The organism is Aquirufa echingensis, from assembly GCF_042714525.1.
Taxonomy (GTDB): domain Bacteria; phylum Bacteroidota; class Bacteroidia; order Cytophagales; family Spirosomataceae; genus Aquirufa; species Aquirufa echingensis.
In genome coordinates this window covers 149356-162193 of record NZ_JBBKYA010000004.1, presented here as the reverse complement: position 1 = coordinate 162193, position 12838 = coordinate 149356, and the positions used below count along the sequence as shown (strand labels likewise).

The window sequence follows — 12838 nt, the reverse complement described above, 5'->3', positions numbered from 1 at the left end:
GTTACGATATGGCGTCTAAAATGCGCTGAGGGACCACCAACGTTTCCCGATTAATTTTCTCTTGTAATTTCAAAATTCCACCTATAAGTGCTTCCGGGCGAGGCGGACAACCTGGCACATATACATCCACTGGTATAATTCGATCTACGCCTTTCACCACATGGTAGCCATGTTCCCAATAGGGTCCGCCGCAATTTGCACAAGAACCCATGGAAATCACATAGCGAGGTTCAGGCATTTGCTCATATAAGCGACGGATACGGTCCGCCATCTTAAAAGTAACAGTTCCTGCGACAATCATTACATCGGATTGCCGAGGGGAAGGCCGTGGAAATACACCGAATCGATCTAAATCATACCCAGAAGCAAAAGTTTGCATCATCTCAATCGCACAACATGCTAAGCCGAAACTCATGGGCCATAAAGAGCTCGCACGCGCCCAGTTCAACAGGTCCTCCACTTTCGTAATGACGAACCCTTCTTCCTGAAATTCCTGGTCTAATAAACTCTTCATTTAGCGTATAATGGTTAATGAACCTACAACATCCGGATAATCGGCATTGGGTTTAATGCGATACATATATACACCCGTAGGCAATAATTTCCCATCTAATTTGCCACGAAATGGCTTTTCTTCATACGTTTCACCTGAACCCTCAAATACAGGAACACCCCAGCGGTCGATGACCGTAATAGTCGCCTCGGGATAGGAAGAAATGTTATCTATTGCCCAATAGTCATTTAAATCATCTCCATTCGGCGTAATGGCATCATAAGGTTTCACCCGCGCCAAAATAATGACGTCAATCGACGAAAATGTATTACAACCTGTTTTCGCATTTCTTCCCGTGATATAAAAGGTGGTCGTAAACGCATTTCCGCCTAGATCCCCTAATTTTTGCACATCAAAAAAAGGATGCAACAGATGTGTACCATCGTTTCCCTGAGCATCAACCATTCCCAAAGAAGGAGTCCATGTCCATTCGATGTCGGGGTTCAACGAACCATTCACAGGAACAAGAATCGGCTTAATAACTTCGCCGGGTTCAGGAGAAAACATCAAAATCTTTGAATCTGTCGCTACCCAAACATCTTTACAAGGATTTGTTGAAACCGACTGCGCCGAAATCGTATAGCTTATTCCAATAAAGAATATGAAACAACTGAATTTAAGATAAAATGTAGAAATCGACATAAAGGATTTTAAGATACGCTTTAACCGTTTTGTAAATATACCTAAATTCACAAAAAATTTGTTCAATGTCGGTAGGCCATTTTTTCGATACGGATCTTTCGCAATTACGCGGCATGACTCCCACCCGTCTCAGTTTACTCCAAACGGAGCTGGGTTTATTCACCTATGGCGACCTGATTCAGTATTATCCGTTTCGTTACGAGGATCGGACACAAATCCATCGGATTGCTGATATCAATGAACAAATGGAGCATGCGCAGTTTATTGGCCGCATTCGCTACAAGGAAAAATTAGGGAATGGTGCCAAACAACGAATCGTCGCGGAATGCTGTGACGAAAGCGGTTGCATTGAACTCGTTTGGTTTCAAGGGGTCAAATGGCTCGAAAAATCACTTGTCACAGGTGTTGATTATTTATTTTATGGCAAGCCGACATCCTTCAATGGTCAGATGCAAATGACACATCCGGAGATGGAGGTGTTTAAAGGATCGAATCATAACGACAAGTTTTACCAACCCGTGTATTCGCTCACGGAAAAACTGCGCAAAAAATACATCGACAGTAAGGTGATCGCAGGCTTACAGCGCACGTTGCTAGGGGCCGCCTTCTCACATATTCGAGAAACACTGCCCATGGAAATCATTCAGCAATTTCGCTTAGTTTCCAAACAAGAAGCGCTTTACCACATCCATCACCCTCAGAGTGATAATTGGTTGCATCAGGCAAGGCGCCGACTGAAATTTGAGGAATTATTTTATAATCAATTACGCCTGATCAAACAAAATTTGGTCCGTAAAGAACAATTTCCTGGGCAAGTTTTTGCTTCTGCGGCATTACTGACAACTTTTTATCAGGAACACATGCCTTTTGATTTAACGGGAGCCCAAAAGAAGGTGATTCGTGAGATTTTTCAAGACATGAAGACGGGCAAACAAATGAACCGACTTCTGCAAGGAGATGTAGGTTCTGGGAAAACCATTGTGGCGTTTATCTCCATGCTGCTCGCCATAGACAATGGAACGCAGGCATGCATCATGGCGCCTACGGAAATTTTGGCTGATCAACATTATCAAGGACTGAAGAAATTTGCGGATTTACTGGGGATAACGATTGCCAAACTAACGGGCTCCGTGAAGAAAAAGGACCGCGTAGGTCTATTGGAAGATTTAGCCAGTGGCGAACTGAAAATATTAGTTGGGACCCATGCCATTTTTGAAGATGTTGTTCAATTTAACAACTTGGGACTTTGCATCATTGATGAACAACACCGATTTGGTGTTGCCCAACGCGCAAAATTATGGGATAAAAATAAGGCGATTCATCCTCACGTGTTGGTGATGACCGCCACCCCGATTCCTCGAACGCTTGCGATGACGCTTTATGGTGACCTTGATGTATCGGTGATTGACGAATTACCCGTGGGCAGAAAACCAATTCAAACGACACATCGCTATGATAGTCATCGTTTGCAGGTCTTTGCTTTTATTGAGCATGAGTTGGCCAAAGGCCGACAAGTGTACATCGTCTATCCCTTGATTGAAGAATCTGAAAAAATGGATTTCAAGGATTTAATGGATGGCTACGAAAGTATTTCGCGGGCATTTCCAGAGGTGCCTTTGGGGATATTGCATGGTAAGATGAAACCGGCCGATAAGGACATTGAAATGGCCCGTTTTGTCAAAAATGAAACGAAAATCATGGTGGCGACGACTGTGATTGAAGTTGGGGTGAACGTACCCAATGCCTCCATTATGATTATCGAAAGTGCGGAGCGATTTGGTTTGTCGCAATTGCATCAGTTGCGTGGCCGGGTAGGCCGTGGGGCGGAACAGAGTTATTGCATCCTGATGACAGATTACAAAATAAGTGCCGACACGAAAAAGCGGATTGAGACGATGGTGAAGACCAATAATGGCTTTGAAATTGCGGAGGTGGATTTGCAATTACGCGGTCCAGGGGATATCTCGGGTACGCGTCAAAGTGGGGCGATTGATTTGATGATTGCCGATTTAGCGAAGGATGGTGAGATATTAAAAGTTGCGCGGGAAACGGCTATTAAGATATTGGAGGAAGACCCACATTTAGCATTAGATCGACATTTGATGATTCGGGAACAGGTGATGCATCAACGAAAAGAGACGACAAACTGGGCGCGGATTAGCTAGCTCCCTCCCTTACCTTTGGCAATCCTCCAAGGTTTGCCAAAGGTAGTGAGGAGAAATTTAATTTAAGTTCGGATCATCCGGATAAGTTGATAAAACGCGAAAATTACCACCTTTCTGATAAAGCACCTTTCTCCACAATTTTTCAGGTAATTCCTCGAATACATCATTGAGCCGCGCCTCCGAAACAATCCATGAATTTGATTTTAATTCGCGATCGAGTTGGCCCGCCGACCAGCCCGAATATCCAATAAAAAATTTAATCTCTTGGAATGAAATTGTGCCATCCACGACAGCTTCAATTGCCTGCTCAAAATCTCCCGCCCAAAATAATCCCGGACTAATTTCCTGTCCGCCTTGAATTAAATCAGGCCGACGGTGAATGAATTGCAAAATCGTTGGATCCACGGGACCGCCAGCAAAAAGCGGAATTTCCCCCATGACTTTGGCATCCATGATGGAATCTAAAATCACCTCCTGTGGCTGCGTTAGCACCAAGCCAAAAGAATGTGAACTCGAATGTTCACACAGCAAGATGACCGAGCGTTTAAAAGACGGATCCTCTAAAAATGGCTCAGAAATCAATAAAACCCCTGGTTTCAAGTCAGATGGGCTAGGCATAAAAAAGATATTTGTATGTTTGTGAGGAAATTAAACGCTAACACTATGCATGTTTACCTCTCTTTAGGAGGCAATCTAGGAAATACTCAGGAAATATTTGAAGCTTGCTATCCGATGATTGAAAATAAAGTTGGGCTAATCTTGCAAAAATCGAGCTGCTATCGCACGGCCGCCTGGGGCTTGCAAGACCAAGCAGATTTCGTCAACCAAGTCATTTTACTCGAATCGGCACTCTTACCAGAGGCTATTTTAGTAGCCATTCAAGCGATTGAAAAAGATTTTGGAAGGGAGCGCCAGGTAACCTGGGGACCACGAACGCTGGATTTGGATATCTTATTTGTGGGCCAACAAATTATCCAAACCGCAAATTTACAAGTACCTCATCCGCATATTCAAGATCGAAAATTCATTTTGATTCCCATGTATGAAATTGCAGCGGACTTCGAACATCCTGTGCTGAATAAATCTATCGCTGAATTATTGCTCGAAACAAAAGATACGAGCGCGGTTACGCTTATTCCGAATCTGTAAATTTTTGGGTAGGGAAACGCCAACTTTGGCCTACAATTTTCTCGTAATAACGCTCGTACATCGGCAAGATTTTTTCCAAAGAGAAATCCTTCGCACGGGCTAATGCATTCGCCTTCATTTGCGTATGCAATGCCTCATCTTTCAAGATTTTGACTGTATTAGCCACCATGTCATCGATGTCCCCGATTTTACTCACAAATCCCGTAACGCCATGAATATTCACTTCAGGAATACCGCCAGCATCCGACGAAATAACCGGAACTTCGCAGGCCATTGCCTCCAAAGCCGCTAGGCCAAAACTCTCCTTTTCGGATGTCAAAAAGAATAAATCCGCTAGGGATAACGCCTCCTCAATCGTATCTAATTTGCCTAGGAAACGAACATCGGATGCAACGCCCAAATCGCGGCATAATGCCTCGATGCCGGACCGCTCAGGGCCATCCCCCACCAATAATAATTTGGAAGGAACTTGCTTCTGAACTTTGGCAAAAACATGTATAATATCCTCGATGCGTTTCACCTTCCGGAAGTTGGAGGTATGCATCAAAAGCTTCTCACCATTAGGACAAATCGCCAACTTAAAATGCTCTTTGGGCTGCTTTTTAAATCTTTCTAAATCAATGAAATTGGGTATCACCTCGATGTTACTCAAAATCTCAAAAGAAGAATAGGTATCATCCCGCAAGCTTTCAGAAACAGCGGTTACGCCATCCGATTCATTGATCGAAAAAGTAACTACCGGTTCAAAAGAAGGGTCGCGACCGACCAGCGTAATATCAGTACCATGTAAGGTCGTAATGACTGGCACATGAATACCTTTGTATTTCAAAATTTGCTTGGCTAAATAAGCTGCCGAAGCATGCGGAATCGCATAATGCACATGAATCAAATCCAATTGCTCATTCACCGTCACATCCACCATTTTACTAGCTAATGCCGACTCATAAGGCAAGTATTCAAACAAAGGATAGGACGCAACCGAAACCTCGTGGTAAAAGATATTTTCACTGAAAAAATCGAGGCGAGGGGGTTGCGTATAGGTAATAAAATGCACCTCATGCCCTACCGAAGCTAGCGCCTTGCCTAACTCGGTCGCTACGACACCACTACCTCCGTAGGTGGGATAACAAATGATTCCTATTTTCATATTTGGAGATTCAAACGCAAACAAAACTACGACAAATCCCGAAAGGTTCCTGAATTAGCCTTAAATTTGCAAAAATAAAATTAGCACCTGTGAAGAATATTGTCATTTTTGCCTCTGGTTCTGGCTCAAACGCCGAGAAAATCGTCGAACATTTCAAACAGTCCAATCAGATTAAAATTACCCACATTTTTTGCAATAATCCGGAAGCAGGCGTCATCGAACGTGCGAAAAGATTACAAATTCCCTGCAGCGTTTTTTCACGGGAAGAATATAAAAACGGAACCCTACTTCGTAAAATTCAGTCCTTACAAACCGACTGGATTGTCCTAGCCGGTTTCTTATGGCTCGTTCCTTCGGAATATGTACAAGCATTTCCACAACGCATCATCAATTTACACCCAGCTTTACTTCCTAAATTTGGAGGAAAAGGCATGTATGGACATTTCGTGCACGAAGCTGTGGTTGCCGCAGGTGAAAAAGAATCCGGCATCACTATACATTATGTGAACGAACATTATGACGAAGGTGCGATTATCTTCCAGAGTTCTTTCCCGGTGTTGCCAAGTGATACTCCGGAAGATGTTGCAAAAAAAGGGCAGGTACTAGAACATCGGGATTTTCCGAAGGTCATCGAATCACTTGTATTACCAACCACCGCCTAAAACCCGGTACAATTGAATCGCGTGCATCCAACGCTTTCTAGAGATTTCCAGCAATTCCAATTCTGAACGCAAGGCATTTTGTTGGGCAGTTAACACTTCCAAATAACTAGCATTTGCTGTCAAAAACAAAGTCCCTACCGTATTAATGGCTCCTTTTGTCAGTAATACCTCACGCTCTTTCAACTGATTTTGTCTTTGCAAATAACCCAAGGATTTAACCTGTGTATCCCACTCCAAGTAACCTTTAATTAAAGCATTTTGATAGGCCAAATCTTGCGACTTCCATTGCGCATCAGCTCGAAGTATGTCAGCCGTTATCGCAGAACGATTCAACCAAGGTGTCGTAATTCCACCCAATAACTGATAGGCCATGGATGCTGGTAATTGAAATAAATATGCAGGCTGAAAACCCTGCACACCTAAGACTCCGGATAAAACCACTGACGGCTTAAGTGCCAGCTTGGCACTTTCTTTGGACTCGAAAGCCGCGGATAAATTCAATTTTGCCTGACGAATATCTGGTCGATTTTCTAATTGATCAATCTTCACATGGGCAAACATCGTGCTATCCATTGCGCACTGAAAAGGGTATGATGAGCGCTTAATTTTGGTACCCGGCTTATTCAAATAATATCTTATCTGATTTTCAAGCACCGTAATTTGTTGTAAGACATCCCCTTCTTGCGCACGGGAATTCAATAACTGAGCCTCTAATTGTTGGACCGCCGATTCATTCACCGTACCAGCCTCTTTTTGAACTTGGACCAACTCAAACGCCTTCCTCTGAATGGATATATTTGTTTTCAAAATCTCCAATTCCTGATCCAACGAAACCAATTGGCCATATGCACTGGCTACTTCTGAAACCAAGGAGGTAATCAACCATTGTTGGCCTGACTCAGTCGCCAAATACCTTAAGGCGCTTGCCTTTTTTCGTTTGGCTAATTTCCCCCAAATGTCCCATTCCCAACTAGCTTGCATGCCAATGAGTAAATCGGGTAGATTTTCGGGGATAATTTGATCTTTACTGATGTTGGGCGAAAACTGCGTATCGTAATTTCCTACCCCATCCATCGTGTATTTACCAAAACGTTTCAAACTAGGTTGAATGACACCAGCTGCCATGGGCTTCCGTAATCCCCGTTGATTCGCAAAATCAGCACGCGACATCGCCATATCTAAAAAACCAATTTTAATATCATTGCTCCGTACTAAAACCGAATCAATGAGTTGGACCAATAAACTATCGCGCTTCCAACAAGCTTGTACATCTGATACGGATGTTTGATCATTAGCCTGCTTATAGGAAGACAAGTCCAAATCAATCCGCTTTTGATCCCTTAAGATGGCCTTTTGGCAGGATACCAAAGCAAATACAAACAAAAGTGCCCAATATTTATTTTTCATTTTTTGACCATTTAGCCGAAAGTGTTGCGAATACCACATACAAGCCCGGAATAACTAATAAACCACCTACTGTACCCAAAATCATTCCTCCAGCGGAAGCAGTACCAATAGTACGGTTCCCAATTGCTCCTGCACCTGAAGCCAGCATCAATGGAATTAAACCTGCCACAAAAGCGAATGAAGTCATTAAAATGGGACGTAAACGCGAGAAAGCACCTTCTTTAGCCGCTTCAATAATTGAGGTACCTTCTTTCTGTTTCGCAATCGCAAATTCCACAATCAGAATCGCATTTTTACCTAACAAACCGATCAACATCACCAGTGCAACCTGTGCATATATGTTGTTTTGTAAGCCGAACATATATAAGAATGCGTAAGTCCCCATCGCACCCATGGGCAAGAAAAGTAATACGGGAAAAGGTAACAAGAAGGACTCATACTGAGCCGCCAATAACAAATAGACAAACAGCAAACAGATAGCAAAAATGAATATAGCCTGGTTGCCCGCCAAGTCTTCCTCTCTAGTCATTCCTGACCATTCCAGTGTATAACCGCGAGGTAAACTTTTTTGAGCCTCCGCACGTATAAGATCCAACACCGCCCCTGAACTAAAGCCTGGCGCTGGCTCACCATTGACCATCGCTGAGGTGAACATATTGTATCGGGTAAATTGTTCCGGACCATATACTCGCTTCATCTTCACAAATGAAGAATATGGGACCATTTCTCCTGATTTGTTTTTGGCGTAAAACTTCAAAACATCATCAGGATGAGCCCGGTAACGTGGATCTACTTGCACCATCACTTTATACATCTGACCAAAACGAATGAAATTCGTCGCATAAAAACTACCCAATAAGGTTTGTAAATTGTCCATTGCTGGTAAAATATTCACCCCTTTTTGCGCCGCAGCCTCTTGATCAATCTCCAACATATACTGTGGAAAGCTTGGATCAAAACTGGAATAGGTATTTTGAATTTCAGGAGCCTCATTGAGTTTTTTGGCAAAATTAGTTGAGACTGCCGCTAATTTTTGTAAATCTCCGGAACCACTTCGATCTTGAATTCTAAATTCAAAACCCGAAGCATTACCGAATCCCGGAACAGCTGGCGGTGGGAAAAACTGAATGCTTGCATCTTTAATTCCACTTGTTTTCGAACGAATGATCTCCGTCAATTCATCCACAGTCTCCTTGCGTTCCTCCCAAGGCTTTAAGGTGATAATACCTGTTCCATACGAAGCACCTGAACCATCCGTCAACAAACTAAATCCTGCTAATGTAGAAAATGACTCAATGGCATTTACTCCTTTGATTGATTTAAATACCTGATCCATGACCCCTTCTGTACGCTCCAAAGTTGCACCAGCTGGAGTTGTAGCATTAACGTACAAAGTACCTTGATCTTCCGATGGGATAAATCCGCTAGGTACGATACCTGATAAAACTACTGTGCCGACTACAGAGCCAAGCAAAATCAACCACATGAATACGCGCTTGGTAATTAAAGCACCTACCCAATTGAGGTATTTTTGTGCAACCTGATCATAACGATAATTGAACGCATGGAAGAATTTACCCAACCAATTCTTTTGGTTATGTTCTGGTTTTTTCAACAACAACACACATAATGCTGGTGTTAGTGTCAAAGCAGTTAGTCCGGATAAGGCAATCGATATCGCCATCGTCACAGAAAACTGTCGGAAGAACACGCCAATAGGTCCCGAAAGAAATGCCACGGGAACAAACACCGCTCCCATGACCAAGGTAATCGCTAAAATCGCTCCAGAAATTTCATGCATCGCCTCTTGGGTGGCAGCCAAAACAGGCATATCTTTCTCTTCCATTTTAGCATGAACGGCCTCAACGACCACAATCGCGTTATCCACTACGATACCTATAGCCAATACAAGAGAAAATAAGGTCAATAAGTTGATAGAAAACCCAAAAGCCAACATGAACGTAAAAGTTCCCACTAACGATACGGGTACAGCTATGATAGGCACCAAAGTTGCGCGCCAATCTTGCAAGAAGATAAATACGACTAAGGCTACTAGCAAAAAGGCTTCTAATAAAGTTTTGATAACTTCATGAATCGAAGCGTCGAGGAAACGTGAAACGTCATACGATATAGTGAAACCCATACCCGGCGGAAAAGTTGTCGTTTTCAATTCTGCCAAACGTTTTTTCACATTGTCAATCACCTCAGCAGCATTTGAACCAGGCCTTTGTTTTAATAAAATCGCAGCAGACGGACGACCGTTCTCCTTTGAAAGCACATCATAATCCAATGAACCGAACTCCACATCTGCTAAATCCTTCAAACGTAAAATTTGACCTGTTTCAGAGGCTTTTATGACTAAATTCTCATAATCTGAAACTTGTGTAAACTTTCCCGTGTAGCGCATGACATATTGCAAAGCTTGCGGGTGTTTACCTGAACTCTCTCCAATTTTACCAGGAGCAGCCTCAACGTTTTGATTTCGAAGCGCTTGAATGACATCATCAGCAGAAAGCTTGTAAGCAAACAGACGATCCGGTTGCAACCAAATACGCATCGCATATTCCCGTTGACCCATAATATCGGCAAAGCCCACCCCATCAATTCGTTTCAATTCCGGAAGTACGTTGATGTCCGCAAAATTGTAAATAAACTTCTCGTCAATTTCCTTATCATCACTTAGGAGATTCACGTACAAAAGCATACTATTCACCTCTTTTTCAGTAATTACACCCGCCTTGATAACTTCTTCAGGTAATTCATCAAGTACCGTTTGGACACGAGTTTGCACGTTGACCGCCGCCACATCAGGATCCGTCCCTACTTCGAAATACACTTGTATAATACTCGTTCCATCATTCCCAGAAACCGATGTCATGTAGGTCATCCCGGCTACGCCATTAATGGCACGTTCGAGTGGTGTTACAACAGCTTTGGCACAAACTTCAGCATTCGCTCCCGTATATTTTGTAGTAACTGTTACAGCGGGGGGTACAATATCAGGAAACTGAGTAATGGGTAATTGATTCATTGCGACAACACCCAAAATCACAATAAAGATCGATACAACGATCGACAAAACCGGTCGTGTTATAAATTGTTGTACCATATTAAAGTCCTTTATATTCGTTTAATAATTGTCGCATTGGCTTAAATTTCGACTTGATTTTTTGACCTTGTTTTACCAGTTGAATCCCCTCAATTAGCACGGTATCTTGAGCGCTAAATCCACTTTTCAATAAGTAAAAATGAGGGATACGAATATCAGGATTGATACCTTTCATCTTTACAGCGCCTGATGAGTCTTTGACAAACACGTAACTTTTTTCTTGAATTTCAAAGACCGATTTCTGAGGGATTGCCCAATATCCTGATACATTTTTAGGCAGTTGGACTTTCCCAGATGCACCATGTCGCAATAATTTATTAGGATTAGCAAAGCGCGCACGGAAGGCAATATTACCCGTATTTTTATCAAATTCTCCCTCGATCGTTTCGACAATTCCCTTCTCGGAATAGGTCTCCCCGTTCGCCAAAAGTAATTCAACCGCTGAAGCTTTGTTGACCCCACCCTTCAGGCTAAATGCCAAATACTCCTGTTCTGACACATTAAAATAGGCAAATACACTTTGGTTGTCGGACAGGGTTGTCAACAATGTCCCTTCATCTACAAGACTTCCACGTTTAAAGGGCAAGCGATCCACTACACCATCAAAAGGCGCGCGAATATTCGAATGCTCAACTTTGAGTTCAGCCGCACGTACATGTGCTTGAGCTTCTTCTCGTTTAGCCTTTAATCCATCCACTTTCGCCAATGAAATAGCTAATTGATTTTTTGAAATGACATTTTTTTCCACTAGCAATCGCGTATTAACTAAAGTCAATTCCTCCGCTTTCAACTCTGCGGAGGCTTGACTTAAAACAGCTTTAGCTCTAGCAAGATCAGCTACGTATTCTTGGCTATTGATGGTAAACATGATTTGCCCACGTTTAACCTGCTTTCCTTCATCCACTAAAATGCGATCCAAATATCCTTTGACACGCGCGCGAATTTCAACATTTTGAATGGCATGAATGTCGGCCACGTATTCCTGCCGTATCGTTGTGTCCAACGAAATAGGAGACGAAACTTCAAGTGTCTGAATTTCCACAGCGTCCTGCTTTTTAGAGGTACATGCACTCAGCAATAACAATCCGAATAGGTATCTTTTCATATTATACTAGTTAGGTTTTCCTTCATGTTGCTTATATGAAGGCCATTTGTTTTTTGTTTTTAATGTATCAACCCAATCTACATTAGGCTTATTTTGTTGGTACTTAGGTGTTTGATTCGAGTGCTGTTGTACTTTTTCTTCAACAGGCTTCGTTAGGAACACCTTTTCTGTTAATGTCCTGTTTATCTGATTTTTATAATGTTTCCCCTGAGCAATTGCTACAAAAGTTAAGCAGACAAACATAGACGCATAAGCGAACGTTTGCATGATTCACATTTTTTATGCCTTACAAGGCATGGTTACAAGAAAATTTTATGATTTTGTTTCAATAATGCACGCGTATTACGCCATGCGGGGAGGGGGACTCACTTGCTCCAAGAGCACATTTAAAAATGATGCCTCAGGCGAAGCAACGATTTTATTATTACCGGAAATAACTGAAAATTCTGGCAAATTTTCTAAACCAGAAGAAGCAAAATGCCACAAATCTTCTGTGACATCTTCTTCCTCTAAGGTATCTTCTAAACTAATATCTACTTGACATACTAAAGCTTTTGCGTCGCGATAAGAATCAATACAAAAATTGATTCCATCTTTTGAAAGCAAACAAATTACCAACAAGAAATAAATAATAATTCCTTTAAGCATGTTTATTCTTTAACCTCTTCATAAGGGACATAATCCCCCTCTAAACTATCTGACTTAGCCTTTTGTTTTGGCGGAACATAATCCACATCAATCGTACCCTCTTTACGAGCATTCGATTTTTGTTGATTACGAATATCCTGTTCCGACATCTTTCTATGCACCTGCGTGATGACAAATGCCTTCATTAAAAAACGAATTAATGGCATCACCACGTAGATAAAAACTAAAATAAGGGCAATAAGTTTTAACAT

Annotated in this window: 13 protein-coding genes; 3 read left to right on the top strand and 10 right to left on the bottom strand. The window is 42.2% G+C overall.

The genetic code is table 11. The features are described from left to right. Window position 1: 1 nt before the first annotated feature. Window positions 2-514, bottom strand: a complete 513-nt coding sequence (locus SKC38_RS08705; RefSeq protein ID WP_377976749.1) for an NADH-quinone oxidoreductase subunit B — start codon at window positions 512-514, stop codon at window positions 2-4. Further along, window positions 515-1195: a T9SS type B sorting domain-containing protein gene (locus tag SKC38_RS08700; protein WP_377976748.1), complete on the bottom strand. Its 681-nt coding sequence runs from the start codon at window positions 1193-1195 to the stop codon at window positions 515-517. A 65-nt stretch (window positions 1196-1260) separates the two neighbouring features. On the opposite strand from SKC38_RS08700, the gene recG reads away from it, so the two are divergent. Then, window positions 1261-3360, top strand: a complete 2100-nt coding sequence (gene recG / locus SKC38_RS08695; RefSeq protein WP_377976747.1) for an ATP-dependent DNA helicase RecG — start codon at window positions 1261-1263, stop codon at window positions 3358-3360. Window positions 3361-3417: 57 nt separating this feature from the next. Here the strand turns inward: recG and SKC38_RS08690 are convergent, their stop codons facing one another. Next, the gene (locus SKC38_RS08690) at window positions 3418-3978 is read right to left on the bottom strand and encodes a YqgE/AlgH family protein (RefSeq protein ID WP_377976746.1); all 561 of its coding nucleotides are present in this window, start codon (window positions 3976-3978) and stop codon (window positions 3418-3420) included. A 45-nt stretch (window positions 3979-4023) separates the two neighbouring features. Between SKC38_RS08690 and folK the strand changes: the two genes are divergently transcribed. Then, on the top strand, window positions 4024-4509 hold the full coding sequence (folK, locus tag SKC38_RS08685) for a 2-amino-4-hydroxy-6-hydroxymethyldihydropteridine diphosphokinase (RefSeq protein ID WP_377976745.1): 486 nt from the start codon (window positions 4024-4026) through the stop codon (window positions 4507-4509). On the opposite strand, the gene bshA is transcribed toward folK, so the two are convergent. Next, window positions 4493-5656 carry an N-acetyl-alpha-D-glucosaminyl L-malate synthase BshA gene (gene bshA, locus SKC38_RS08680; RefSeq protein ID WP_377976744.1) on the bottom strand — a complete coding sequence of 388 codons (1164 nt, stop codon included), beginning with the start codon at window positions 5654-5656 and terminating at the stop codon, window positions 4493-4495. The two genes, folK and bshA, sit on opposite strands and share 17 nt — an antisense overlap. An 89-nt stretch (window positions 5657-5745) precedes the next feature. On the opposite strand from bshA, the gene purN reads away from it, so the two are divergent. Beyond that, window positions 5746-6318 carry a phosphoribosylglycinamide formyltransferase gene (gene purN, locus SKC38_RS08675; protein ID WP_377976743.1) on the top strand — a complete coding sequence of 191 codons (573 nt, stop codon included), beginning with the start codon at window positions 5746-5748 and terminating at the stop codon, window positions 6316-6318. Here the strand turns inward: purN and SKC38_RS08670 are convergent. From SKC38_RS08670 to SKC38_RS08645, 6 genes are all read right to left on the bottom strand, one after another. Further along, on the bottom strand, window positions 6301-7725 hold the full coding sequence (locus SKC38_RS08670; RefSeq protein ID WP_377976742.1) for a TolC family protein: 1425 nt from the start codon (window positions 7723-7725) through the stop codon (window positions 6301-6303). The two genes, purN and SKC38_RS08670, sit on opposite strands and share 18 nt — an antisense overlap. Then, a complete protein-coding gene (locus tag SKC38_RS08665) occupies window positions 7715-10834 on the bottom strand; it encodes an efflux RND transporter permease subunit (protein ID WP_377976741.1) in 3120 nt (1039 codons plus the stop codon). Before SKC38_RS08665 ends, SKC38_RS08670 begins: the two co-directional genes overlap by 11 nt. Window position 10835: 1 nt before the next feature. Beyond that, window positions 10836-11939, bottom strand: coding sequence for an efflux RND transporter periplasmic adaptor subunit (locus tag SKC38_RS08660; protein WP_377976740.1), 1104 nt, complete (start codon window positions 11937-11939; stop codon window positions 10836-10838). Window positions 11940-11945: 6 nt separating this feature from the next. After that, window positions 11946-12206 carry a hypothetical protein gene (locus SKC38_RS08655; protein WP_377976739.1) on the bottom strand — a complete coding sequence of 87 codons (261 nt, stop codon included), beginning with the start codon at window positions 12204-12206 and terminating at the stop codon, window positions 11946-11948. Window positions 12207-12281: 75 nt separating this feature from the next. Further along, window positions 12282-12587, bottom strand: coding sequence for a hypothetical protein (locus SKC38_RS08650; RefSeq protein ID WP_377976738.1), 306 nt, complete (start codon window positions 12585-12587; stop codon window positions 12282-12284). A gap of 2 nt (window positions 12588-12589) precedes the next feature. Next, window positions 12590-12838, bottom strand: coding sequence for a hypothetical protein (locus tag SKC38_RS08645; RefSeq protein WP_377976737.1), 249 nt, complete (start codon window positions 12836-12838; stop codon window positions 12590-12592).

Coding starts and splice junctions, on each gene's coding strand:
- SKC38_RS08700 (WP_377976748.1), bottom strand. CDS start 1,195: ATGTCGATTTCTACATTTTATCTTAAATTCAGTTGTTTCATATTCTTT.
- SKC38_RS08665 (WP_377976741.1), bottom strand. CDS start 10,834: ATGGTACAACAATTTATAACACGACCGGTTTTGTCGATCGTTGTATCG.
- SKC38_RS08660 (WP_377976740.1), bottom strand. CDS start 11,939: ATGAAAAGATACCTATTCGGATTGTTATTGCTGAGTGCATGTACCTCT.
- recG (WP_377976747.1), top strand. CDS start 1,261: ATGTCGGTAGGCCATTTTTTCGATACGGATCTTTCGCAATTACGCGGC.
- SKC38_RS08670 (WP_377976742.1), bottom strand. CDS start 7,725: ATGAAAAATAAATATTGGGCACTTTTGTTTGTATTTGCTTTGGTATCC.
- SKC38_RS08650 (WP_377976738.1), bottom strand. CDS start 12,587: ATGCTTAAAGGAATTATTATTTATTTCTTGTTGGTAATTTGTTTGCTT.
- folK (WP_377976745.1), top strand. CDS start 4,024: ATGCATGTTTACCTCTCTTTAGGAGGCAATCTAGGAAATACTCAGGAA.
- SKC38_RS08655 (WP_377976739.1), bottom strand. CDS start 12,206: ATGCAAACGTTCGCTTATGCGTCTATGTTTGTCTGCTTAACTTTTGTA.
- SKC38_RS08645 (WP_377976737.1), bottom strand. CDS start 12,838: ATGTTAAAACTTATTGCCCTTATTTTAGTTTTTATCTACGTGGTGATG.
- bshA (WP_377976744.1), bottom strand. CDS start 5,656: ATGAAAATAGGAATCATTTGTTATCCCACCTACGGAGGTAGTGGTGTC.
- SKC38_RS08705 (WP_377976749.1), bottom strand. CDS start 514: ATGAAGAGTTTATTAGACCAGGAATTTCAGGAAGAAGGGTTCGTCATT.
- SKC38_RS08690 (WP_377976746.1), bottom strand. CDS start 3,978: ATGCCTAGCCCATCTGACTTGAAACCAGGGGTTTTATTGATTTCTGAG.